The 23505-nt window shown below is 59.8% G+C and carries 21 protein-coding genes; 15 read left to right on the plus strand and 6 right to left on the minus strand.

Annotated elements, in window-relative coordinates:
• Positions 1–55: 55 nt before the first annotated feature.
• A complete protein-coding gene (locus OHL13_RS03305) occupies positions 56–760 on the minus strand; it encodes a response regulator transcription factor (RefSeq protein WP_263408684.1) in 705 nt (234 codons plus the stop codon).
• Positions 757–1887 carry a universal stress protein gene (locus OHL13_RS03310; protein WP_263408685.1) on the minus strand — a complete coding sequence of 377 codons (1131 nt, stop codon included), beginning with the start codon at positions 1885–1887 and terminating at the stop codon, positions 757–759. Before OHL13_RS03310 ends, OHL13_RS03305 begins: the two co-directional genes overlap by 4 nt.
• 17 nt (positions 1888–1904) lie before the next feature.
• Between OHL13_RS03310 and OHL13_RS03315 the strand changes: the two genes are divergently transcribed.
• The 3 genes from OHL13_RS03315 to OHL13_RS03325 all read left to right on the plus strand — a co-directional run bounded on the left by OHL13_RS03315 (position 1905) and on the right by OHL13_RS03325 (position 6152).
• Positions 1905–3359 carry an ATP-binding protein gene (locus tag OHL13_RS03315; protein WP_263408686.1) on the plus strand — a complete coding sequence of 485 codons (1455 nt, stop codon included), beginning with the start codon at positions 1905–1907 and terminating at the stop codon, positions 3357–3359.
• Positions 3360–3517: 158 nt separating this feature from the next.
• Positions 3518–4276 carry a hypothetical protein gene (locus OHL13_RS03320; RefSeq protein WP_263408687.1) on the plus strand — a complete coding sequence of 253 codons (759 nt, stop codon included), beginning with the start codon at positions 3518–3520 and terminating at the stop codon, positions 4274–4276.
• Between the two features lie 46 nt (positions 4277–4322).
• Positions 4323–6152 carry an ABC transporter ATP-binding protein gene (locus OHL13_RS03325; protein ID WP_263408688.1) on the plus strand — a complete coding sequence of 610 codons (1830 nt, stop codon included), beginning with the start codon at positions 4323–4325 and terminating at the stop codon, positions 6150–6152.
• A gap of 5 nt (positions 6153–6157) precedes the next feature.
• Here the strand turns inward: OHL13_RS03325 and OHL13_RS03330 are convergent, their stop codons facing one another.
• Complete coding sequence (locus tag OHL13_RS03330; protein WP_263408689.1) at positions 6158–7249, minus strand: hypothetical protein; 1092 nt, start codon at positions 7247–7249, stop codon at positions 6158–6160.
• A 127-nt stretch (positions 7250–7376) separates the two neighbouring features.
• Here OHL13_RS03330 and OHL13_RS03335 point away from each other — a divergent pair, with 127 nt between their 5' ends.
• The 5 genes from OHL13_RS03335 to OHL13_RS03355 all read left to right on the plus strand — a co-directional run bounded on the left by OHL13_RS03335 (position 7377) and on the right by OHL13_RS03355 (position 12118).
• Complete coding sequence (locus tag OHL13_RS03335; RefSeq protein ID WP_263408690.1) at positions 7377–8498, plus strand: phospholipase D-like domain-containing protein; 1122 nt, start codon at positions 7377–7379, stop codon at positions 8496–8498.
• Between the two features lie 50 nt (positions 8499–8548).
• Positions 8549–9649 carry a 23S rRNA (adenine(2503)-C(2))-methyltransferase RlmN gene (gene rlmN / locus OHL13_RS03340; RefSeq protein WP_263408691.1) on the plus strand — a complete coding sequence of 367 codons (1101 nt, stop codon included), beginning with the start codon at positions 8549–8551 and terminating at the stop codon, positions 9647–9649.
• Between the two features lie 244 nt (positions 9650–9893).
• A complete protein-coding gene (locus tag OHL13_RS03345) occupies positions 9894–10172 on the plus strand; it encodes a hypothetical protein (RefSeq protein ID WP_263408692.1) in 279 nt (92 codons plus the stop codon).
• A gap of 158 nt (positions 10173–10330) precedes the next feature.
• Positions 10331–10840 carry a hypothetical protein gene (locus OHL13_RS03350; protein WP_263408693.1) on the plus strand — a complete coding sequence of 170 codons (510 nt, stop codon included), beginning with the start codon at positions 10331–10333 and terminating at the stop codon, positions 10838–10840.
• A gap of 129 nt (positions 10841–10969) precedes the next feature.
• On the plus strand, positions 10970–12118 hold the full coding sequence (locus tag OHL13_RS03355) for a diflavin oxidoreductase (protein WP_263408694.1): 1149 nt from the start codon (positions 10970–10972) through the stop codon (positions 12116–12118).
• Between the two features lie 74 nt (positions 12119–12192).
• Here OHL13_RS03355 and OHL13_RS03360 read toward each other — a convergent pair whose 3' ends face one another.
• A complete protein-coding gene (locus tag OHL13_RS03360) occupies positions 12193–12657 on the minus strand; it encodes a cytochrome P460 family protein (RefSeq protein WP_263408695.1) in 465 nt (154 codons plus the stop codon).
• A 600-nt stretch (positions 12658–13257) separates the two neighbouring features.
• On the opposite strand from OHL13_RS03360, the gene OHL13_RS03365 reads away from it, so the two are divergent.
• Positions 13258–14157 carry a carboxypeptidase-like regulatory domain-containing protein gene (locus OHL13_RS03365; protein ID WP_263408696.1) on the plus strand — a complete coding sequence of 300 codons (900 nt, stop codon included), beginning with the start codon at positions 13258–13260 and terminating at the stop codon, positions 14155–14157.
• A 231-nt stretch (positions 14158–14388) separates the two neighbouring features.
• Here OHL13_RS03365 and OHL13_RS03370 read toward each other — a convergent pair whose 3' ends face one another.
• Positions 14389–14820 carry a DUF6526 family protein gene (locus OHL13_RS03370; RefSeq protein ID WP_263408697.1) on the minus strand — a complete coding sequence of 144 codons (432 nt, stop codon included), beginning with the start codon at positions 14818–14820 and terminating at the stop codon, positions 14389–14391.
• A 105-nt stretch (positions 14821–14925) separates the two neighbouring features.
• Here OHL13_RS03370 and OHL13_RS03375 point away from each other — a divergent pair, with 105 nt between their 5' ends.
• The 3 genes from OHL13_RS03375 (at position 14926) to leuS (ending at position 19538) form a co-directional block, all read left to right on the plus strand.
• The gene (locus OHL13_RS03375) at positions 14926–15795 is read left to right on the plus strand and encodes a deoxyribonuclease IV (RefSeq protein ID WP_263408698.1); all 870 of its coding nucleotides are present in this window, start codon (positions 14926–14928) and stop codon (positions 15793–15795) included.
• Positions 15796–15870: 75 nt separating this feature from the next.
• Complete coding sequence (locus tag OHL13_RS03380) at positions 15871–16863, plus strand: hypothetical protein (protein WP_263408699.1); 993 nt, start codon at positions 15871–15873, stop codon at positions 16861–16863.
• Between the two features lie 161 nt (positions 16864–17024).
• Positions 17025–19538 (plus strand): leucine--tRNA ligase, encoded by a 2514-nt coding sequence (gene leuS, locus OHL13_RS03385; protein ID WP_263408700.1) that lies wholly within the window; start codon positions 17025–17027, stop codon positions 19536–19538.
• Positions 19539–19659: 121 nt separating this feature from the next.
• Here the strand turns inward: leuS and hemQ are convergent, their stop codons facing one another.
• Positions 19660–20508, minus strand: a complete 849-nt coding sequence (gene hemQ, locus OHL13_RS03390) for a hydrogen peroxide-dependent heme synthase (protein WP_263408701.1) — start codon at positions 20506–20508, stop codon at positions 19660–19662.
• 107 nt (positions 20509–20615) lie between these two features.
• On the opposite strand from hemQ, the gene OHL13_RS03395 reads away from it, so the two are divergent.
• The 3 genes from OHL13_RS03395 (at position 20616) to guaA (ending at position 23448) form a co-directional block, all read left to right on the plus strand.
• Positions 20616–21536, plus strand: coding sequence for a hypothetical protein (locus OHL13_RS03395; protein WP_263408702.1), 921 nt, complete (start codon positions 20616–20618; stop codon positions 21534–21536).
• A 55-nt stretch (positions 21537–21591) separates the two neighbouring features.
• On the plus strand, positions 21592–21762 hold the full coding sequence (locus tag OHL13_RS03400) for a hypothetical protein (RefSeq protein ID WP_263408703.1): 171 nt from the start codon (positions 21592–21594) through the stop codon (positions 21760–21762).
• A 72-nt stretch (positions 21763–21834) separates the two neighbouring features.
• Complete coding sequence (gene guaA, locus OHL13_RS03405) at positions 21835–23448, plus strand: glutamine-hydrolyzing GMP synthase (RefSeq protein ID WP_263408704.1); 1614 nt, start codon at positions 21835–21837, stop codon at positions 23446–23448.
• The last annotated feature ends 57 nt before the right edge of the window (positions 23449–23505 follow it).

Raw genomic sequence — 23505 nt, forward strand, 5'->3', positions numbered from 1 at the left:
CTGCTCCATGGATGATTGAATTCCCGGAGCCCGTAGGAAAGTCATAGAAAAAGCGTTAAAAAGTCGTAAGATCCTCGTGACCATCGGGACTAAAACGATAGCCGACCCAAGGCTCGCTCTGAATATATTTCGACGTGTCTGTTTCGATTTTTTTCCTAAGTTGGGCAACTAGCACCCGCAGATACTCCGGCTGATTGGCGCCAGCCACCCCCCAGATCGATCGCAGGAGGGTTTTATGGGTCAACACCTTCAGCGGGCTCTTCGCAAACAGCAGAAGAAGGTCAAACTCCTTGGGCGACAGGTGCAGATGTTCTCCCCGCACCGTCACAATTCGGCTGTCCTGATCAATATGAAAGTGGCCTACTTCCAGCACCGCGTGCGAAGCCGTCTCCGCGCGTTGCGTCCGGCGCAGGTGTGCCCGCACGCGCGCCAACAGCTCCGGCGTGCGGAAGGGCTTGGTCACGTAATCGTCCGCGCCTTCATCCAGCGCCTGGACCTTGGCTTCGTCGTTGTCGCGCACGCTCAGCACAATGATCGGGAGCTCATGCGAAGCACGCACCTTGCGCGTGAGTTCAATGCCGTCCATCCCGGGCATCGACAGGTCGGTAATCAGCAGGTCCGGCACCGACTGGGCAATTGCCTCCAGCGCAGACCTTCCGCCTCCGGCTGTATTCACGGCATATCCGCTGGCCTGCAGCGTGGTGCGCAACATGCGAAGAATCTGCGGATCGTCATCCACAACCAGGATATTGGCGCTCATCGAGACTCCTGCGTGATGATGTGAAGGTCCACATGCGGAGCCTCCGACATGAACTTCTGGATGGCAAGGTAGTAGAGGTACTTCTTCAGCCCATGCAGGGCCGATCGTCCAAAAAGCGCCTGCGTGATGCGTTGTTCCTTCACAAACGCCGCCGTGGCTGAGGCAACACTGCTGCCCGACAGATGAACCACGGTAGCTCCCAGGTTATTGGCAAATTGGATGTGCGACTCCAGAATCTTCGCACGTTCCGGTGTTTTATCACGCTCATTGTCCACATGCAGAACGTACAGCTCGCCATCCAGGGCCTGCGCCAGGCGCGCACCGCGCCCAATCAGGTCGCGCGCTTCAGGGTTCGCGCTGATGCAGACGGCGATGCGCTCAGCCACGGTCCAGTGCGGCCCCAGTTGTTTGCGTTTCACATAGTCATCCAGCGTGCGGTCCACCGCGCGGGTCACGCGTTGCAGCGCCATCTCTCGCAGGGCAATCAGGTTGCCCTTGCGGAAGAAGTTCGAAAGCGCCCGCTCCACCCGCTCCTGCGGATAGATATCGCCGCGTCTCATGCGTGTCACCAGCGCCTCCGGCGTCAGATCGCTGATGACAATCTCATCGGCCTGGTCCAGCACCCAGTCCGGCACCTGTTCCTGCACCTTGATGCCGGTCAGCGCCTGCACACGCATGCTCAGGCTTTCGACATGCTGGATGTTGATCGTCGATAGCACGTCGATCTTGTTCTCCAGCAGCAGCAGAACATCTTCATACCGCTTGCCGGTCCGGCTGCCTTCAATGTTGGTATGCGCCAGTTCGTCCACCAGCACCACCTGCGGCATCCGGGACAGAATGGCATCCACATCCATTTCCGTGAAGAGTGTGCCCTTGTACTCGATCTCTTTGCGGGGAATCTGCTCAAGTTTGGCGGCCATCTCGGCGGTGCCGGCGCGGCCATGGGTTTCCACAATGCCGATGACCACATCTTCTCCGCGGCTGCGGCGGCGTACGCCCTCGCTCAGCATGGCGAAGGTCTTGCCGACACCGGGCGCATAGCCAAGGAAAACCTTGAAGCGGCCACGTGCTTTTTCCGTCTCGCTGCTGCTCAACCAATCTTCCGGAGACTTGCGATAGTCAGGCACGGCTTAGAATGCTCCTCATGAACTCGCGCAGGATTGTCGCCGTCACGCGTTGGACGTTTTCCATTGTCGCACTGACGGCCATCATCGCCGTCTACCGGGAATGGCTCCACGTCAACCCAACAACGGTAGCGCTCACGCTGCTGTTATACATCCTCGCGCTTGCTTCGGTGTGGAGCCTGCGGCTGGCCATCGTCACCTCGGTGCTTGCCACCGTTGGCTACAACTTCTATTTCCTGCCGCCGGTGGACACGCTCACCATCGCCGATCCACAGAATTGGCTGGCACTGTTTTCCTTCCTGGCAACCGCGCTGATCGGCAGCCGTCTCTCCCGCAAGGCGCGGGATGAAGCCGAAGAGGCCCGTTCACGGCAACGCGAACTGGAAACCCTTTTCTCGCTTAGCCGCGAACTGCTGGCCAGTGAAAACGTAGCCGCTCTCATGGATGGCGCTCCCGTCGCTGTTGTCGCCGCCACCCGGGCGCGTTCAGCCGTGCTCTATTTGCTTGAGGAAGACCTCCTGTTTCAGGCCGGGACCGAGTCGCTCTCCGACCATCAACGCATCGACCTTCGCCAGCAGGCAAAGGACGGCAACGGCGTCAGCCGCATCGGCGACGAGGCGCGCGTCGTGCTGAAGGTCGGCGTCAAACCACGCGGCGTCCTTATGCTGCGCGGAGCAACTCTCTCGGACGGAGCCCTGGAGGCCATCGGCAGCATGATCTCCGTCTCGCTCGACCGCGCCCGGGCTCTCGAAAACGTCGCGCACAGTGAAGCCATCAAGGAAAGCGAACGGCTTCGCAGCCTGATGATCGATTCCATCACGCACGAGCTTCGCACGCCGCTCACCTCCATCAAGGGCGCGGCCAGCGCCCTCTTGGACGGTGATGTCCAGAGGGAGGAAGACCGCCGCGAGCTGCTGACCATCATCGACCAGGAAAGCGACCGCATCAACCGCCTGGTCTCCCAGGCCGTTGAAATGGCGCAGCTGGATGCCCGCCAGGTCCACATGACCTTCAGTGTGGTCGATATTGAGGAGGTCATCGCCGGCGCAAGAAAAGACTGCAGCTGGGTGGAGGAACGTCATCCGGTCGATGTTCGCATTCAGCAGAAGGCCCCTTTGTATGCAGATTTCGAGTTTCTGAAGAAGGTGCTCAGCAACCTGCTTGAAAACGCCGCCAAATACTCCGGCGAAGGTTCGCCCATTGTGCTGACCACCGAGCTTCAGGGGAACCGTCTGGCGGTCAGTGTCGCGGATAAAGGCATCGGTATTGATCCCCACGAGCAGAGCCTGATCTTCGACCGCTTTTATCGCGCGCCTGTTCACAATCAGCGCATATCCGGAACGGGTATGGGACTTTCTATCAGCCGCTCGATCCTTGAAGCGCACGGGGGAACCCTCTCCGTTGTCAGCCGTCCTGGCGAAGGTTCGGTTTTCACCTTTACGTTGCCCCTGGCTGCTCAGGAAAGGATTGCTTGAAATACACCCGAAAGAGGGGCATGAAATTCCGTGGGATTGCACTAGACTGGCGAAAGCAACTGCTCGCCAATCCAGAACATCCATCAGATATCTTGACTTTTCCTATGAACGGAATTCGCCGGTTACTGCTCACTGCATCATTTTGCGGACTTTTGCCCATGGCATCGTTCGCGCAATCCCTCACGAGCGTAACGCCTCTATTGCTTGCGGATCGCTTTGAACCAGCTCTGCCAGACAGTCCGGGCTACCTGCGTTCCACCGCACCGGAGCTTGTCCATGAAAGCTCCTCGCTTGCCACGGGGGACGCACCCTTTGACGCCGGTGAGCAGGGTCCAAACCTGGCCCCGGGCGAAGCGAGAAAGTATGCTCGCACGATTCAGCCCAATCAGCAGGCGCAGACCCTCACGGCGAAAGACAAGATGGTCTTCTCCGTGGCCAACCTGGTGCGGCCTACGGCTCCGGCAGGCTGGCTGTTCTCCGCCGGCTGGACCCACCTCACCGATGGCACTCCGCACTACGGTACTGATAGCGCAGGCTTTGGAGAACGTCTGGGAGCCGCGGCTCTCAAACAGTCCTCACAGTCTGTCCTGATCTTCGGGGTTTTCGCCAGCGTTTTCCATGAGGATCCGCGCTACTACGTCATGGGGAATAATCAGCCTTTCAAGAAACGCTTGATCTACGCGGCCTCGCGCGTTCTTCTTACCAAGACTGACACCGGTAGCGAGAGTGTCAACTGGGCGCAGATCTCCGGTATAGCCGGCTCCACGGCCCTGACCCAGCTCTACTACCCTGACAGGGATACAGGCTGGGAACGGACGGTGAGGAGCTTTGGCACCTCGTTTCTGACAGGCGCTGCGTCCAATGAAGCGCGGGAATTTTTCGCGGACGCCATCCGCATGATCCGTCGCAAAAAGTAACCGTATTTCCGAGGCAGGTTGACCTGCCTACGCATCGAAACTCTGTATGCCGAACGACGCATCCGAGCCTCGCCGCGAGCTCACCATTCTCGGGCTGCTTTCACCGTATAAAAAGCAGCTCTGGTTTGGCCTGCTCGCGATTACCGGCGAAAGCATCGCAGGATTGCTGGAACCGTGGCCGCTGAAGATCGTTCTCGACAATATCTTCAGGGGCAAGGACATGAGCGGCTGGCTCAACCGCTTCGTCCAACTCACCACGGACGGCTCAACGCATGGCATGATCGTCTTTGCCTGCATTGCCGTCCTGGTCATCGCCGTCATGGATGCGGTCTGCAGTTACGCGGAAAAATACCTGACCACCAGTGTGGGGCAGTGGGTTACACACGACCTGCGCCGCATGCTCTACACGCAGGTGCAGCGGCTCTCGCTCTCATATCACGACCACCAGCCTACCGGCGATCTCATCAGCCGCGTCACCAGCGACATTGACGCCATTCAGAACTTCATCGTCTCCGGCCTGCTCGGCGTCCTCGTCAACCTGGTCACGCTTCTCGGCATGATCGGTGTGATGTTCTACATCAACTGGAAGTTCACGCTCATCGCCCTGGCCGTTGTACCGGTGCTGTTTACCATCGTCTATACCTACACGCGTAAGGTGAAGCAGGCCTCCCGCGAGGTCCGCAAGAAAGAGGGCCGCCTCATCTCCATCGTGGCGGAGGTGGTCAACTCCGTCCGCGTCGTCAAAGCTTTTGCGCGCGAGGACTACGAGGTCAAGCGCTTCGAAGGCGAAAGTCTTGAGACCGTGCAGGCCGCCCTTACTGCCCGCACGCTCAAGGCGCGGCTTGTTCCTATGGTCAACATCATCACCGCCATTGGAACCTGTGCCGTGCTGTGGTTTGGCGCGCAGATGGTGCTCACCGGCCAACTCAGCGCCGGCTCCATGGTCGTCTTCATCTTCTACCTGGGCAAGATGTACAAGCCCATGCAGGAGATCTCCAAGACCATGGACGCCTACTCCAAGGCTGAGGTCGGTTACGACCGCATCCAGGAGATTCTGACCAGTCACGAGGAGATTCTCGACATCCCCGGCGCCCGCAAAGCTCCGCCCTTCCGCGGAGAAATCGATATCGAAGGCGTCGACTTCTCCTACAACGACGAGAAGAAGATCCTCTGTGGTGTGAACATGCACGTCGATGCCGGAACCATGGTCGCGCTCGTCGGCCCCACCGGCTCAGGCAAAACCACCATCGTCAACCTCATCGCGCGTTTTTATGAGCCCGTACATGGCGTGGTAAAGATTGACGGCACCGACATCCGCGAGTTTACTCAGAAATCCCTGCGCAGCCAGATCAGCTTCGTTCTGCAGGACACCGTTCTCTTCAGCGGCACGCTCTGGGACAACATCGCTTACGGCCGCCCCGATGCCACCGAGCACGAGATTGCAGAGGCAGCCGAAGCAGCCAACGCCATGGAGTTTATCCAGAAGCTGCCGAACAAGTTCAACACCATCGTCGGCGAACGAGGCATGACCCTCAGCGGGGGCCAGCGCCAGCGCATCGCCATCGCGCGTGCCATTATCCGTCGCTCGCCCATCCTTATCCTCGACGAGCCAACCTCCGGTCTTGACTCCGCTTCGGAGCAACTGGTCTTTGACGCGCTCGATCGCCTGATGGAGGGCAAGACCTCCATCGTCATCGCGCACCGGCTCGCTACAATTCGCAAGGCAAGTTGCATCTATGTCGTCGATGACGGCAGCATCGTCGAATCCGGCTCGCAGGAAGACCTGATGTCGCGCGAACACGGCGTCTTCCGCAGGCTGCACGACATCCAGTTCACGGAAGAACCTTTGATTCAGGAAAGCGCAGACCTTATCTGAGCCGTTTACAGCGCCTGCAGCTCCTTGATGCGGCTCTCGACAATCTCCACGTAGGCATCCACCTGGTCGGCAGGGAAGTGTCCTGCCCGGAAGGCATCCACCAGTTGCTTATGGCTCAACCGGCCCAGCAGGCGTCCCATCCAGCGGGCATCTTCACGCGGAATATTGTTGCCAATCCAGTCCAGGTTGATCCGCATGGCGTACTTCTTCGGATTCACCGCACCTATCGCGAAGTTCGGTTGCTGGGGTGTGCCGAAGTCGACATCCGTTGTCCCCACGCGCGTGATGAACTTCGATCCGCGGAAGCTGTCAAGGTTGCCCTTCGATCGTGCCTTGCTCCAACTGATGCCGTTGGTGCCAAAGGTCGCGCCCACATCGTTTACCAGGAAGATCTGGCGTCCAGTTTTCTTGTCGCTGTACACCGAGTTGTTTTCGTCTTTCAGGTCCCAGTTATTCATTACGGCCATCATCACGCGCAGCCCGTTGAACTCCCGCGTGTCTTTGAATGGATTCTCGCCCCATTGCCAGATGGCGATTTTTTCCTGGCCGCCCGGCTTGCGGGAGAAGCGTGCCTCGCGGAAATGGCCTTTCTTCGCGTCATCGTCGCCGCGGTCCAGCTTTACCCCGGGAATACTGGTGTACTGCACCACGTAATCATTGTTGGCGTAGTAGCCCACCGCCCACAGCAGGCGAGAGGCCACCACCTCCGGACGCACCTCCTCGCCCAGCTTCACCCGCCACTTTTTTCCTTTGGCATCCCGCACGTTGAACTTAGGGTTCGTGCCGTCTCGCTCCTCGTCCAGAAAGGTAAACGGCTCGGCCGGCGCACCTGTCTTGCCGCCTTGCCCGGCGTACAGATCCAACGCTTCCACGGCTCCGGGATCGTGCCACAGCACCGGGTTGTGAACCGCGGAGGCAGCCAGCGGCGCGTTCTTCGACGCCTTGGAAGCCGACGCAGGAACGGCGGCAGAACTCTGCGATCTGGCCGCTACAGGATAGGCTTCCGCCGGCGTCGGGGCAGCCTTCTGCTGTGCGGCCACAGCCACGCTTAAAACAGACACACTCAGGCCATAGGCAAGATAAGAAAGGCGAGGCATCCGCGATCTCCATACACCAGTTTGATTTCTAAAGATTAGAAGCAGAATCCAGAGCTCCCGTTGGTATCGTATGCATAGAAAACATCCAACGCATTCGCAAAAGCATCTGTTTTCTGTGAGTTCATCCGTGAAGCTTCTTGTCCAGCCCGACGACGGTATCAAACCCTTGCTTGCCGCCATCAGCAAGGCGAAGCAGAACATCCGCATTCTTATCTTCCGTTTTGACCGCTTTGAGATCTACAAGGCCCTGGTGGCCGCCGTCGAGCGCGGCGTCACCGTGCAGGCGCTCATCGCCTACACCAACCGCGGAGAAGAGAAGAACCTGCGCAAGCTGGAAATGCAGCTTCTCGAACGCGGCATCACCGTCAGCCGCACCGCCAATGACCTTGTCCGCTACCACGGCAAGATGATGATCATCGACGAGAAGGAACTCTACGTCCTGGCCTACAACTACACCCACATGGACATCGACCTCAGTCGGTCGTTCGGGGTTGCCGTCAAGACACCTTCCGTGGTCAAGGATGCCGTTGCGTTGTTTGACGCCGACTCCCACCGCGTCCCTTTCAAACCCAGGCCCAAGACCGGCCTGGTCATCAGCCCCCTCAATGCCCGCGAGCAACTCATCGACTTCATCCGCAAGGCCAAAAAACGGCTTTACATGTACGAGATGAAAATTAGCGACGTCGAGTTCATTCGCCTGCTGCAGAAAAAAATCTCCGAAGGTGTCGAGGTTCGCGTGCTCTCCCGCGCCTCTTCCAAAAGCGATATCCTGCCGGTGCGCAAGGTCGCCACCCGTCTGCATGCGCGCGTCATCCTGCGTGACTCCGAATCTGCCTTCCTGGGCAGCCAAAGCCTGCGCAAGCTGGAACTGGAAGCCCGCCGCGAGGTTGGCATCATCTTCAAGGACGCAAAGACCATCCATCACATGGAAGAGGTCTTCGAGCGCGACTGGAAGAAGTCTGAACCCATCATCCCCACCAATGCCGTGGAAGCTGCCTTCGATGTCCCGGCGAAGAAGGTCGCCAAGGAGCTGGCCAGGAAGATAGCCATGCGACCCATGCTGGAAAAGGTGCTCGACCGCGTCATCGACATCCGGGACGACGCTCCCTTTGAGCCGGATGAGGTCGTCCAGACCGTTCGTGATGCCGTCCGGCAGGAGGTGCAGGAGGCCGTCGCGGAGGCCCTCCGTAACCTCGCGCTCGACTGCATCGGCGGCCCGCCGTCTCTTCCAGCGCCCGAAAAAGACTAACCCCCCTCGCTTCCCAGCCCGGCGCCGGAACCAGCTATCCTTGAAGCAGCATGCAGGCGTCCCTCTTCGGCCAGGATCTCGACGAGCTCACCTCCGCACTTCGCGGAGAAAGCCGCCGTGCGCGACAGCTCTGGCGAGCGCTCTATCGCGACCGCGTCGCCAATCTGGACATCCTCTCGAACCGCCTCCGCGCCTTCGTTCCCCAGGACGCCTCCATCGGCCACCCCATCCTCGCCCAGACCGCCACCTCCGTTGACGGCACGGAGCGCTACCTTGTGCGCCTTGCCGACGGAGAAACGATCGAAACAGTCTGGATGCCCGAAGGAGAGGCGGAAGACTTCAACGGTCGCGACCTGCGCAACCGCGGACGCCTGGCCGACACCGGCTACAAGCGGGCTACCATCTGCATCTCCAGCCAGGTAGGCTGCGCCGTGAACTGCCAGTTCTGCCTCACCGCAAAGCTGGGCGTAAAGCGCAACCTCACCGCGGGCGAGATCGCCGGGCAGGTCGCTGTCGTGCTCAACCGCCATCACATCCGCGTCGGCGTCGACCGCATCAACCTTGTCCTGATGGGCATGGGCGAGCCTTTCCTGAACTACGACCACGTCATGAAAGCGATCCGCCTCATCGTGGAAGGCATCGGCATACCCGCCTCGCGCATTACCATCTCCACCAGCGGCATCGAGCCCTCCATTCGCCGCTTTGCAGCGGAGACGATCCGTCCGAATCTCGCCCTCAGCCTCAACGCTCCGAACGACGAGATCCGCGAGCAGGTGATGCCCATCAACCGCAAGTGGAAGATCGCCGATCTGCTGGAAGCGGTCAAAACCATCCCACTCAACAAGCGAGGTTGGATCAACGTGGAGTATGTTCTTCTCGGCGGCATCAACGACCAGCCCGAACACGCCCAGCAGGTATTGGAGCTGCTCAAAGACATCCAGGCCAAGGTCAATCTCATCGTCTGGAACCCCGGGCCCGGGATCGCCTACACGCAGCCAGACCCCGCAGATGTCGCCCGCTTCCACCGCATCCTCATCGACAACGGTATGCCCACCTTTACCCGCCGCCCTCGCGGTCGCGACATCTATGCCGCCTGCGGGCAGCTCAAGCGCACCCTTGAGCAGCCTGAACTGGTGCAGGTCGCAGTGTAAAGAATTGTCGGTCTCCGCAACTTCTCTCCAATAGATAGCTCTGACTCCTGTGTGCGGTGAAAGATGTGCCGCAATTTTTGCCAGGAGAGTAGTCCCCATGAAGATGTCTGAGATTCGCTGGATCGCACTTGCCGCTGTGATGGCTGTTTCCACGGTGGGTATGGCAGCCGCCGCACCTGACCAGCAGTAGGACCAGCAACAGGCCGCCGAACAGGAGCCCGGTACTCCCGCTTCGGTTGACCGTATGATGTCCATGTACACCGACAAGCTGAGCCTCTCCGCCGACCAGCAGGCTCAGTTGAAGCCCATCATCGCGGACCGCCAGCAGAAGTTGCGCGACCTGCGGAACGACAGCGGTCGTGGCTTCCAGAAGATGCGCAAAATGCGGCAGATCCGCGATGACAGCGATAAGAAGATTAATGCCATCCTCAACGACAGCCAGAAGAAGCAGTACGCCCAACTGGAAGAAGAGCAAATGGAAAAGATGAAGCAGCGCCGGCAGAACCAGGGCAATAACCAGTAAGCTCACCCGCAACTTGCCCTGTCGTGCGTCTTGTTTAGAGCGCACGGCAGGGCTTTTGCTCTTAACCCATCCGGTTCCTCCCCGCCTGTGGAAGCCCGTTTCAGCGTCCAAAGAAACGTAGGCTTAAACCAGCATTTAAAAGCGAGGACTCCCCCGTCATGAAACTCCGTCTGCTCGCCGCCGCTCTCTTTGTGGCTACTGTCGTCTCTAGCGCTTCCGCTCATGCCCAGGCTGTGTATGCGCAATACACCGGCACCCGCCTGGGAGCCAGTGGCAGCGATACCTGGGTTACCGGACCCACCTTCGGCGCCTACACAGAAAACGGTTCCGCTCTGCCCATTCACTGGGGGCTGGATGGCCGCGTCGGCCTGCTCTCCAAGGACAGAACCACCTTCAACCAGTTTCTGGTCGGCCCGCGCGTTGCCCTGGTCACGCATGTGCTGCCGGTCAAGATCTACGGGGAAGCGCTCGTCGGTGTGAATCACTATTCGCTCAATAACTACAGCAACAACGACTTCAGCTATGAGTTCCTCGGCGGCGCGGAGTTCACATTCTTCCCGCACCTGGACTGGCGCATGATCGAAGTGAGCACGACCAAGATGGAAGTGCAGAACGGTCAGACGCTACACCCGTTCGGCATCTCCACCGGCCTGGTACTCCGCTTCTAATCATCGGGTTCCCATTCATCCGCAGCTTCATCGCGGATGAGTGGGCTCTCCCTTTCCCAGGAAATACCGCCTTTTTCGCTCTCCATCGATATAAGACCGCCCAAGTCCGATAAAATAATCAACGGACCCATGAGCACAGAGAGCAAATACACCCGCAATAACCCGTATTCTTCGCGCGTCCTTGTCAATCAGCGCATGACGCTCGCCGACTCTGAAAAAGAGACCCGGCATTACGAGCTGGAGCTTGAGCCCGGCATGACCTACCTTCCCGGGGATGCCATCGGCATCCTGCCGGAGAACCGCCCGCATGCCGTCCACGAGGTCATTGAAGCCCTCGGCTTTACCGGCGAAGAGCGCGTTCTGGATCACTACAAGGTTGAGATCTCCCTGCATGAAGCCATCCGCACCCGCCTCGGCATCGGCAAGCTGTCCCGCGGTTCCGTCACCGCTCTGGCCAAGATGTCAGACGGCCACCCGAAGTCGGAAGAACTGAAGAAGTACACCCTTCCCGAAAACCGTTCGCTGGCCGAGGAGTACGTCTGGGGCCGCGAGTTTATCGACCTGATCACGGAGTTCCCCGGCATCATCAAGAACCCGCAGGATTTGTTCACCGTGCTGCAGCGCCTTACGCCGCGCATGTACTCCATCGCCTCCAGCCAGGAAGCGCATCCGAACGGCGTGCACACCATCGTCCGGGTCATCCGCTATGACACGCACGGCCGTGAGCGTCAGGGTCTGTGCAGCGGCCACCTTGCCGAGCGCGCTCCGGAAGGTCAGAAGATGCCGGTCTTCCTGCACGAGAACAAGAACTTTCGCCTGCCGGAAGACACCAACGCACCGGTCATCATGGTCGGCCCGGGAACCGGCATCGCTCCGTTCCGTGCCTTCCTGCAGCACCGCCAGGCACGTGGCGAAAAGGGCAAGAACTGGCTCTTCTTCGGCGAGCAGCGCAAGTCCTCGGACTTCCTCTACCAGTCCGAGCTTGAAGCGTGGCACAAGGATGGCCTGCTCACCGAGTTTGACACCGCCTTCTCGCGTGACCAGAAGGCCAAGGTCTACGTGCAGGACCGCATGAAGGAGAAAGCCGCCGAGCTCTACAAGTGGTTGGAAGAAGGTGCTTACTTCTACGTATGCGGCGACGCCAGCCGCATGGCCAAGGACGTTGAGACGGCTCTTCTGGACGCGATCGCCATGGGCAAGAACGGCACACTCGAAGACGCCAACGCCTACCTGGCCGAGATGAAAAAGGCCAAGCGTTACCAGCGCGACGTCTACTAAACCTCAGTACAGATGTGTTAGAAAAGCCCGCCATTGGCGGGCTTTTCTAATGGGTGGGTGAAGGCGTCTTATGCTTACCGCGCCGCATACTCCGTGAAAACGTAGTCACGATTCTTTGCCACCGTATGGCAGGCCGCTCCACACTTCGCGTCGTTCCCCTGCGGTGGCTTGTCCTCAAGGGTTCCGGGTCGGAAGGCATTGGTGGAGGGGTCGTACTCAAACTGGGCATATCCCCATCCATTGCTGTCAGTGAACCGTTTGCTGTCCTTCACCATGAAGTCGACATCATGCAATGCCCCTGTCACTGTCGGCTGGCCTGGGGCCGCATCATTCTTCCTGGTGCTCCAATGAATCTTCGCCATTTTGGCTCCATCGGGGAAAGGCTTGCCATTCTCGGGAATGCCCATTTGATACGCCTGGATGATCTCAGGATTTCCGAGAATCGCTGCCATCACATCTCCGTGTTGGCTGAGTCCAATCACCTGCCAGCCTTCATATCCTTTGAAGTCAGCAAAGGCGAGGCCGTTTGTCACTTTCACGGTGTACTTATCCTGCGTAGCGGAAATCGCAATTCCCGATACGACCGCGAACGATATCGCAGTGCTCACACTGATTAAAATGCGTCTTGATTTCATGTCACACCTCTCATCTGGGTTGGATGAATCGCAGGTGCTGAGAACGTCGATCCAGCACACTGCTGAACGAAGGGATTCGTTCAGGGTTCTTAAGATTGGCCCGGTGCAAGGTTCGAGAGTTTCCGTGTCAACTCTATGAGGATTCGATCGAGAGCCGCCCGTTCCCAGGCTTCTCGCGATGGCTGGCTTTGTATCACCTGGATCGATGCAAGCGCAAGAAGTGAGACACGAAACAGGAAGGGCTCAATCCTGGATAGCCCTGACATCCGGCCGTTTCATATCTGTGTGCCAGATGCAGGCTTTCATTATCAAAGCCTTAGCGGCTATCGCATAAGAAGCAAGAGGAAACAGCAGAAATAATGACTCTTTTCGCATGTTTCGGTCATCTGTAACACAAGTCTTATGTTCAGTGTTCGATGGCTCGTGGCCGTGTTTTTCTGTAACTTGTATGGCGTTGCATATGCTCAAACGAGCGTATCCGCTCCTCTACCCCAGCCCGGGATTGTGGCAGGTGTAATTACTGATGCCGATGGAGCGGCTATTTCCGATGCAAAGGTAACAATCGTCGGCAATGATCGCGCCGTGGTTCTCGTTTCAGGTGTCTCCAATGGCACGGGCGGCTTTTCGTTAAGCGATGTTCCATCCGCTGTCCCTGTCACCGTCAGCGTTACACGCGAAGGATTTGCCCCGTGGAGCTCAAGCTCTCTTTCCCTCACGCCAGGACAATATCTGCAGCTTCCTTCCATTACGCTTGCAGTGGAAACATTTGCCCAGACCGTAGATGCAGTTTTTCCGGAACAGCTCGCCGCCCAGCAGGTAAAGGAAGAAGAGAAGCAGCGTGTGTTCGGAGTCATTCCTAACTTTTATGTTGCGTATGACCACAACGCAGTTCCTCTAACTACCGCTCTGAAGTTCCACCTTGCGATGAAGGCCTCGACCGATGTCGTCACCATTGCAGGCGCAGGTTTCGTTGCAGGCATTTACCAGGCTTCCGACAGGCTTGATTTTCCCCAGGGCGCCAAGGGATATGGGCAGCGGCTTGGTGTGGTCTATGCCGATGGAATAACGGATATCTTCATCGGCGGCGCGATTCTTCCGTCGCTGCTGCATCAGGACCCGCGCTATTTCTATCAAGGCACGGGAACAACAAAATCCCGCCTTCTGCATGCGCTCTCCGCCCCGTTTATCTGCAAGGGCGATAACGGAAAGTGGCAGTTCAATTACTCGACCATCGGAGGAGATCTCGCCTCCGGAGCCATCTCGAACGCCTATTATCCCTCCTCGAATCGCGGTCCTTCGCTTGTCATCAACACAGCTTTGACCGCGGCAGCAGGACGTGCTCTCAACGCTGTGGCGCAGGAGTTCATTCTGAAGAAGATCACCTCGGGGACGCCTAAGAACTAAGCAACATGCGTTGCGATTCAAAAAAGAGCCTGTCTTGGACAGGCTCTTTTTTTGCAAAACATGACCCTTTGGGTCTGTGGTTGTCATCGTCCCGCCCCGCTCAGTCACGCAGGTACGGCTCAACGGGATCCCGCTTCCGCCGGAAAGGTGGAGCGCCGAGGATGGACTGTTGCTGCTCCATCTCCCGGCGCGCGCCGCAGAACAATCGGTTGTGGTGGAGTTCCCGGCCAGCTAAATACGATCGTCGTCCGCGCGCCAGCTCTTCACTGCTTCCTTGATCTGCTTGGAGGTCAGGTTTTCGCGGACGGCACGGACCGCCAGCTCCGGCAGCTCTGTGTTCGAAGCGAAGCGCAGCCCAATGTACTGCCGCATCGTCAGCGATTCCAGCTCGGTCAGCTGCGTCGGTGAACACAGTGCGGCAAGCCGTACCTTCTCCTCCAGCCGGATCACACGGTCCTGCACCTTCAGCGAATAGACCCGCATCTTGGAGATGGTCAGCAGTAGGATGACAGACAGAATCGCCAGGTGGATATTGGCATCCGTCCGATGTCCAAAAGCATGAACAATCAAGGCAATCGAAAAAATCAGGGTGATAGGACAAAGCACGAGGTGAAACATAGGGTCCCACTTCGTGTGGTTTTTGAAGCTTTGTGGCGCAGCCATGAGAGGCCATCCTTTTGCAGGCAGAATTTTTCGGAAGCGTCCCCAGTCTACTGACACGGTCCCAATTACTGACAACGGCTCACCCGCGACTTTATTCTGAAGATCATGGAAAAATCTGCGAAGAAGCGTATCGGCATCCACCTCTCCACCACCGGCGGCGTCTACACCGCCGTCACCCGCGCCGTGGAGTGCGGTGCAAACGCCTTCCAGATCTTCTCCGCCAGTCCGCGCACCTGGAAGGCCAGCCCGGTCAAACCGGCCGATGCTGCAAAGCTCAACGAACTCCGCGCGAAGCATGATGTCGGCCCCGTCGCTATCCACGCCAGTTATCTGATCAACATGTGTTCGCAGACTGACACGGTTCGCGCCAACTCCATTGCTGCCTTTCGTGGCGAAGTCGAACGCGCCCTCGCCCTCTCCGCCGAGTACCTCGTCCTCCATCCCGGCAGCTGGAAAGGCCTCACCCGTGACCAGGGTCTGAAGCTCGCAGCCGAGTCCATTGAGCAGGCGATCGAAGGTCTGCCCTGGCAGGGTGCGAACTTCCGCATCCTGATTGAAAACACCGCCGGTGCCGAGTTCTCTCTCGGTGGCTCTCTGGAACAGGTCGCCGAACTGGTGGAGACTCTCAAGCCCTGCGCCCCCGTCGGCGTCTGTCTCGATACCTGCCACACGCACGTCGCCGGCTACGACATCGTCTCGGAAGAGGGCTATGCCGAGACGATGCAGCAGGTGGAATCCACCATCGGCTTTGACGCCGTAAAGGTGTGGCACTGCAACGACGCCAAGGCCGCTCGCGGTTCAAAACTCGACCGCCACGAGCATATCGGCGAGGGAACCATCGGCGCTCCGGCCTTCCGCCGCCTCCTGCACGACTCCCGCTTTGCCCGCTGCGCCTTCCTGGCCGAAACCCCGGTGGACGAGCCCGAAGACATCCTTCGCAATGTCTCCGCCCTGTGGTCGCTGGCCGCCGGATAAAAATAATCGGCGAAACCGCCTCCGCGGCGCGACTTCGCTCGTCTAGATCGGGTAGAAGCAACAGGGGGAAAAGCAATGAAGCTTCGCACAATCACACTTACCGGCGCGCTCACACTGGCGGGCGTCGCCATGGCACAGCAGCCTGGTATGCAACCAGGTCCTCAGGGAGCCGGAATGCGCGCACCGCACGGTCCCATGGGCCCTGGTGGCCGCGGAGCTGGCATTCGTCCTGCCGAAATCGTTACCAACGCACCTTACAGCGCCACCTTTACAGATACCCGTATCGAAAAGCTGCAGGATGGCTCCGTGCTGAAGCACACCACGGTTCGCACCGTAGCCCGCGACACCCAGGGCCGCCTGCGCGAGGAGATCACCTTCGAACCGCGCCGCGGAGCGAAGAAAGATGCCGCAACGCGCACCGAGACCGTGGTTTTTGACCCCGTTGCACAGACCGTCACCCGCTGGAACAACGAAACCAAGGTCGCTCACGTCATGCAGATCTCCCAGGGCGGCCATCGCGGCCCCGGGTTTGGTCAGGGCTTCGGCCCGAAAGAAGGCAACGGAGGCCCAGAAGCCGGTCCGCGTCCTGCCCGCTTTGAGCGCCCCGGCCGCGAGCACGAGGGCGTCAGCTTCGCCTCCACCGACCTCGGCTTCAAAACCATGGATGGCCTCTCCCTCAGCGGTCGCAAGGTCACCCGCACCTTCGCTCCCGGCGTCATGGGCAATGACAAGGAAATCGTCGTCTCCCGCGAGAGCTGGTACTCCTCTGATCTGAAGGTCATGATTTCCGAGACCGACTCGAACCCCTTTGCCGGCAGCCACACACTGGTCACCAGCAACCTTACCCGCAACGAGCCCGCCGCCACCCTGTTCAAGGCGCCGGAAGGCTATACCGTCGAACAGGCGCAGCGTCCACGCTTCGCTCCTGGTCAGGGCGGCCGTAACTTCGGCCCCGGCCCCGGCGGTCCCAACGGCCAGCAGGGTCCGCAAGGCCAGCCTGCTCCGGGCCCTCAAGGCGACAACGAAATGGCTCCTCCGGCTCCTCCCACCGCTCCGGTCGGCGAGTAAATCGGACGTAGGCTGCAATACCCGGGCGCGGATGCCATCAGCATCCGCGCTCTTTTCTTTTCTAATTTTGTCCCGGGTGCCCCACCCTCACAGCGCTAGGGTGGGTTAGAAACCACAACCTGCAAGGGGAGTTCCCGCTCTTTCTTTACAATCGAAAGAGTATGTCTACGGAAGAAAAGCAGCAGCAGCGTTATAACCCCGCCGAGATCGAACCCCGCTGGCAGCAGCGCTGGGACGCGGACGCCACCCTCTATGCAGCCGAGCCCGCAAGCAGCGGCAAACCCAAGTACTACCTGGTCGAGATGCTGCCGTACCCCTCCGGCAAGCTGCACATGGGCCACGTCCGCAACTACTCCATCGGAGACGCCCTCGCGCGCTTCATGTGGATGCGCGGCTACAACGTGCTGCATCCCATGGGGTGGGACAGCTTCGGTCTGCCCGCCGAGAACGCCGCGCTCAAAAACAACCGTGAGCCCCGCGAGTGGACACTCTCCAACATCGCCGAAATGCGCAAGCAGATGCAGCGCATGGGCCTCTCCTACGACTGGAAGCGGGAAGTCACCACCTGCCTGCCCGACTACTACAAATGGAACCAGTGGTTCTTCCTCCGCATGCTGGAGAAAGATCTCGCCTATAAGAAGTCCAGCAAGCTGAACTGGTGCCCGCAATGCGCCACGGTTCTTGCCAATGAGCAGGTGATCGATGGCCGCTGCTGGCGTCACGACGACCAGATCGTCGAGCTGCGCGAGATGGACCAGTGGTTCTTCCGCATCACGCGCTACGCAGATCAGCTTCTCGAAGGACTGGACTCCATGCCCGGCTGGCCCGAAAAGGTGCGCACCATGCAGCGCAATTGGATCGGCAAGAGCGAAGGCACGCTGGTGGACTTCAGCGTGGAAGGTCACGACTGCCCGATCACTGTCTTCACCACCCGTGTGGATACCATCTTCGGCGCGACCAGCGTCCAGGTAGCTCCCGAGCACGCCGCCGCCAAGGCCTTCGCCGCCGAAGACGCTGAGCTTGCAAAGAAGATCGAGGAACTCGTCGCCCAGCAGACCGCCGCGCGCGAGACCGGCGACATCGGCAACATTGAAAAGCACGGCTACGACACCGGACGCTTCGCCATCAACCCATTCAACGGCGAGCGCGTCCCCATTTGGATCGCCAACTATATCCTGGCCGACTACGGCACTGGCGCCATCATGAGCGTCCCGGCCCACGACGAGCGCGACTTCGAGTTCGCCTCGAAGTACGGCCTGCCCATCAAGCGGGTATTGGCTCCGAATGTCGACATGGCCGAGCAGTCCGAACTCCCATATACCGCCGAAGACGACGCCGTGCTCATCGACTCCGGTGAGTTCACCGGAGAAGCCGCGCTGGAAGCCCAGGGCAAAATGGCGAAGCACGCTGAGGCTAACAGCTTCGGCAAGGCCACTGTCACCTGGCGTCTGAAGGACTGGGGCGTCAGCCGTCAGCGTTACTGGGGCACGCCCATCCCGGTTGTCTACTGCGAAAAGGACGGCATCGTCGCCGTGCCCGACGACCAGCTCCCGGTCATGTTGCCCGCCAACATTGAGATCACCCAGCAGGGCGGCTCGCCGCTCGGCAAGGTGGCTGACTTCGTCAACACCACCTGCCCCAAATGCGGAGGCCCTGCGCGCCGCGAGACGGACACCATGGACACCTTCGTCGACTCGTCCTGGTACTTCTATCGCTACACCGACGCACAGAACGCTGAGAAGCCCTTCGACCCCGCTACTGCCAACCACTGGTTCCCCATCGACCAGTACATCGGCGGCGTCGAGCACGCCATTCTGCACCTCATCTATTCGCGTTACTGGACCAAGGTTATGCGTGACCTCGGCCTGATCGACAACGACGAGCCCGCCACGCGCCTCTTCACGCAGGGCATGGTCATCAAGAACGGCGCGAAGATGTCGAAGTCGAAGGGCAACGTCGTCTCGCCTGACGAGATGATCGAAAAGTACGGTGCGGACGCCACCCGCATGTACGCCCTCTTCGCCGCACCGCCCGAGCGTGATCTGGAATGGCAGGAGGAAGGTGTCGCCGGTATCAGCCGCTTCCTCTCGCGCGTCTATCGCCTCACCACCAAGTACGCGCCCGGCATCGCGTCCATCAAGGACACGGCGGCCAACCAGTCGCTCACGCCCGCCGGCATGAAGCTGCTGCGCAAGCTGCACCAGACGATTGCGAAGATCACGGAGAACTTCTCCGGTCGCTGGACCTTCAACACCTGCATCGCCGCCATCATGGAGCTGGTCAACGTGATCGTCGACTCCGAAGCGGCCATGGACGACGGCGAGGTCTCCTCGGCCACGCAGAAGGAGATCTTCACCTCGCTCGTTCTTCTGCTCGCTCCCTTCGCTCCGTTCCTCTCGGCGGAGCTGTGGGAGACCCTCGGTCACTCCGGCATCGTCTTCCGGCACAACTGGCCGGTTGCCGACGCGGAGCTCGCAAAGGAAGACGAGCTTGAGATTCCTGTGCAGGTCAACGGCAAGCTCGGCAACGTCATCAAGGTGCCCGCAGGTTCCAGCGAGGAAGACATCAAGGAAGTCGCCCTCGCCGATGAGAAGGTCATCGCCCGCATCGCAGGGAAGACGGTCGCCAAGATCATCTACGTGCCCAACAAGCTCGTAAACATCGTGGTGAAGTAGAAGCCATCCTTAGAAACAGAAAAGGGGGGAGCCATCGGCTTCCCCCTTTCGCATCGCTTTGTCATCCCGACCGAAGGCGCGCAGCGCCGTAGTGGAGGGACCTGTATTTGTTTTTCCTGCTTTAAACCAGCGTGCCCCCAAGCCACTGCGGCACATTCCCCGCCTGCACACGCACCGACAGAAAGAACTGGCCGAACGACGCATACACGGCGCTCACCTTGTCGAACCGCATCTCGTAGATCAGCTTCTTGAAGATGACCGGGTCTTCCGCAAACAGGTCCACGCCCCACTCCCAGTCATCCAGGCCGATGGAGCCGGTGATGATCTGCCGGACGTGGTCGGCATAGCGGCGGCCAATCATGCCGTGTTCATGCATCATCGCGCGGCGGTCACCCATGGTCTCGGTGTACCAGTTCACCTGCTCGCCACGCTTGCGGTCCATGGGGTAAAAGCACAGGTACTTCGCCGGAGGAATCGCCGGGAACAGCCGCGACGCCAGGGAAGCAAAGGTACGCGCCGTGGCCTCGGTCACGCCGGCGTTCCACTCGGGGGTGCCGGGCTCCAGGCCCTTCTCCACCAGCTGCACATAGATCTTCTCGGACGATTCATACAGCCCAAGCTCAACCACGGACAGGTATGAAGTCGTCTGCTGCAGATACGGAAAAATGCCTGTCTGCGCCAGCTCAAGCTCCACGCGATTCAGGTCTTCCAGCGAGTCACGGAAGTGAATCAGCGTTAAATCACCTTTATGCCCAATCTGCGAGAACAGCGCCGACTGGTTCGGATGCACCTTCGGATCGCCATTGCTGTTCCCAGCCTCCCAGCGTGCAAGCAGGGCGCTGAACTCTGATGCGATGGCTGTGCGCTCTTCCGCGCTCAGCTTCTTCCAGGCGGTCCAGTCAAAGCGGAAAATCTGGTGAAGAACGCTGGAACCTTCCAGCGTCAGGGGAACCTGTGGCAGTTCGGGCAAAGGACATACCTCCGTACACTCCTGATTATCGCAGCAGCCGCGGCCGTTAGCCGATATCCGGCCTCGTGCTTGCGGAAGGCCTACACTGGTACAAGAAAGGCGGAGCATTGTCGACATACCAGAGCCAGTCCACGCAGACGATTCGCGGCACGCAGAGCTTTGTAAGCACCACAAACTGGGTCTGGAAGCACCCGGGAGTCGTGGCGCTTGAAGTCCTCTGGCGATGGCTCTGGGGCATTCCCGCCCTCTGGATCACGGCCCGCACCGCAAAGCGCATCCTCAACGTACATCCCGTTGACTGGACGGCGTTGCAGCATATCTCGCTGCTGGAACCCATGCATGCGGCTGAGATTCTTGCGGCCATCATCAATGTTTTTGCCACGCCGGTCACACAGGCGCTCACCTGGCTGGCCCCTCTGCTCATGCTCACCTGGGTGGCCGCGCACACCATCGGTCGCACCATCGTTCTGCATCGCATTGACCGCAGCCTGCAGCCCCGCCCCGCCACCTTCCTTCTTCTTACCCTGTTGCGGCTTCTGGCACTCGCGCTGGCCTTTGCGCTGTGGTGGTACCTGCTTCTCTGGGCGTCGACGACTACCATCGCCGACCACGTAGCTCAGGGCAGGGAACCCAATGTCGTTGGCTACTGCGCCTGGGTCATCATCTTCACCATGGGCGTCTTCATGCTGTGGGGCATTGTCAGCTGGGTCTTCTCCATGGCTCCGCTCATGGCCGTCGCCCGGCAGCTTACAGCCATTCAGGCCATCCGTGCCTCCCTCAGGCTTGGCGCATTGAAGCAAAAGCTGGTCGAAATCAACCTGGTCATGGGCATCGTCAAGCTCGCGCTCATTGTCCTCACCATGGTCTTCTCCGCTTCGCCGCTGCCATTCCAGTCGGTCGCCACGCCGGAGTTCCTGCGTGCCTGGTGGGCCGCCGCAGGTATCTTCTATCTGCTGTCGTCAGACTTCTTCCACGTCGCTCGCGCGGTGGCGTATCTGCAGCTTTACCGTCGTTCCGCTGGCGAGTAGCCACAACGCTCTCCGCCCCGTTTGCATCCAACTGCGGCAGGCAAGGAGGGGAAGTATGTCATTTGCGCTTTACATGGTTGGATACGCCATTCTCATCGCAGGAGTCGGGTATGCCGCGCACCTGGCGCACGTCTCACAGCACTGGATCTTCGCCATTGTTCTGGTGATGGTCGGAGCCGGTCTGCTTGGCGCCGTGAAAAACACCCGGCACAAAGACCCTGCTTAGCCGGAACCGGTTTCCCGCGCCCTGCATTGCCAAACCGGCTAAACGTACAGTCCGTCCGGGTAAAATAGACCCGTGGACTCCCTAATCGCCGCCGACGCCGCATCTACCTCGACCATCGCGATTCTCGACTTCGGGTCGCAATACACCCAGCTCATCGCGCGCCGCATCCGCGAATTCAACGTCTTCTCCGTGGTGCTGCCCTGCACCACGCCGCTGGCGGACGTGCTCGCCCTGAATCCCAGGGGAATCATCCTGTCCGGCGGTCCCTGCTCGGTCTACGACGCTGACGCCCCGGCTGCCGATCCCAGGGTGCTCGCCACCGGCCTGCCCATCCTCGGCATCTGCTACGGCCTGCAGTTCATCACCCACCATCTCGGTGGCCAGGTCCACCCGGCAGACAAGCGCGAGTACGGTCATGCCAAGGTGCAGATCGCTACGCACAATCGTCTCTTCTCCGGTCTGCCGGCGGAAATCAACGTCTGGATGTCGCACGGTGACTCCGCCGTCCGCCTGCCCGAGGGCTTTACCCAGACCGCGCAAACCTCCAGCGCGCTGGCCGGCATCGCCAACGAAGAGAAGCAGATCTGGGCCGTGCAGTTCCATCCCGAGGTGCATCACTCCGAAAAGGGAAGCGAGCTGCTGCGCAACTTTGCCATCAACATCTGCGGAGCCAAGCCCGACTGGACCCCGGAACACTTCATCCAGACGACCATTGAGCGCGTCCGCCAGCAGGTTGGCCCCACCGGCCACGCCATCTGCGGTCTCTCCGGCGGAGTCGACTCCTCCGTCGCCGCCGTACTCGTGCACAAAGCCATCGGCGACCGCCTGACCTGCATCTTCGTCAACAACGGCGTTCTGCGGAAGGACGAGTTCGAGAAGGTACAGGCCACCATGCGCGAAAAGCTTGGCCTGAATGTCGTCGCTGTGGATGCAGGCAAGCGTTTCCTCTCGCGCCTCTCCGGCATCACCGACCCCGAAGCCAAGCGCAAGATCATCGGCAATGAGTTCATCGCGGTCTTCGACGATGAGGCCGAAAAGATCCTCAGCGGACTGGAATCGAAGGGCAAGGCTGAGCACGACGCCGAGGGCAACGAGGTCGCCTGGCTCGTCCAGGGAACGCTCTATCCGGACGTGATCGAGTCCTCCTCTGTGAAGGGCCCCTCGCAGACCATCAAGAGCCACCACAACGTCGGCGGTCTGCCGGAGAACATGAAGCTCAAGCTGATTGAGCCGCTGCGCGACCTTTTCAAGGACGAGGTTCGCCGCATCGGCCGCGATCTGCAGATGCCGGAAGAGATCCTCGAGCGCCAGCCTTTCCCCGGCCCCGGCCTCGCCGTCCGCATTGTCGGCGAAATTACCCCGGACCGCGTAGCTATCCTGCAGGAGGCCGACGCCATTGTCGTCGAAGAGATCAAGACCGCCGGTCTCTACCGCCAGCTCTGGCAGAGCTTCGCCGTCCTTCTGCCGGTCAAGAGCGTCGGCGTGATGGGCGATCAGCGCACCTACGCCTACACCTGCGCCATCCGCGCCGTAACCAGTGAAGACGGCATGACCGCCGACTGGGCTCCGCTGCCGTACGAGGTGCTGAAGACCATCTCAAGCCGCATCGTCAACGAGGTCCGCGGCATCAATCGCGTCGTCTACGACATCACCTCGAAGCCACCGGGCACCATCGAGTGGGAGTAGGGACATCGATCGAAGCGAGACCCGCTTTTCTTGCCCTTGTCATCCTGGAAGGGTGAG

The sequence above is a fragment of the Terriglobus tenax genome (assembly GCF_025685395.1).
GTDB classification, from domain to species: domain Bacteria; phylum Acidobacteriota; class Terriglobia; order Terriglobales; family Acidobacteriaceae; genus Terriglobus; species Terriglobus tenax.

Coding starts and splice junctions, on each gene's coding strand:
- OHL13_RS03320 (WP_263408687.1), top strand. CDS start 3,518: ATGGCATCGTTCGCGCAATCCCTCACGAGCGTAACGCCTCTATTGCTT.
- OHL13_RS03375 (WP_263408698.1), top strand. CDS start 14,926: ATGGAAAAATCTGCGAAGAAGCGTATCGGCATCCACCTCTCCACCACC.
- OHL13_RS03325 (WP_263408688.1), top strand. CDS start 4,323: ATGCCGAACGACGCATCCGAGCCTCGCCGCGAGCTCACCATTCTCGGG.
- OHL13_RS03355 (WP_263408694.1), top strand. CDS start 10,970: ATGAGCACAGAGAGCAAATACACCCGCAATAACCCGTATTCTTCGCGC.
- OHL13_RS03305 (WP_263408684.1), bottom strand. CDS start 760: ATGAGCGCCAATATCCTGGTTGTGGATGACGATCCGCAGATTCTTCGC.
- rlmN (WP_263408691.1), top strand. CDS start 8,549: ATGCAGGCGTCCCTCTTCGGCCAGGATCTCGACGAGCTCACCTCCGCA.
- OHL13_RS03345 (WP_263408692.1), top strand. CDS start 9,894: ATGATGTCCATGTACACCGACAAGCTGAGCCTCTCCGCCGACCAGCAG.
- OHL13_RS03350 (WP_263408693.1), top strand. CDS start 10,331: ATGAAACTCCGTCTGCTCGCCGCCGCTCTCTTTGTGGCTACTGTCGTC.
- OHL13_RS03380 (WP_263408699.1), top strand. CDS start 15,871: ATGAAGCTTCGCACAATCACACTTACCGGCGCGCTCACACTGGCGGGC.
- leuS (WP_263408700.1), top strand. CDS start 17,025: ATGTCTACGGAAGAAAAGCAGCAGCAGCGTTATAACCCCGCCGAGATC.
- OHL13_RS03315 (WP_263408686.1), top strand. CDS start 1,905: ATGAACTCGCGCAGGATTGTCGCCGTCACGCGTTGGACGTTTTCCATT.
- OHL13_RS03400 (WP_263408703.1), top strand. CDS start 21,592: ATGTCATTTGCGCTTTACATGGTTGGATACGCCATTCTCATCGCAGGA.
- OHL13_RS03370 (WP_263408697.1), bottom strand. CDS start 14,820: ATGGCTGCGCCACAAAGCTTCAAAAACCACACGAAGTGGGACCCTATG.
- OHL13_RS03330 (WP_263408689.1), bottom strand. CDS start 7,249: ATGCCTCGCCTTTCTTATCTTGCCTATGGCCTGAGTGTGTCTGTTTTA.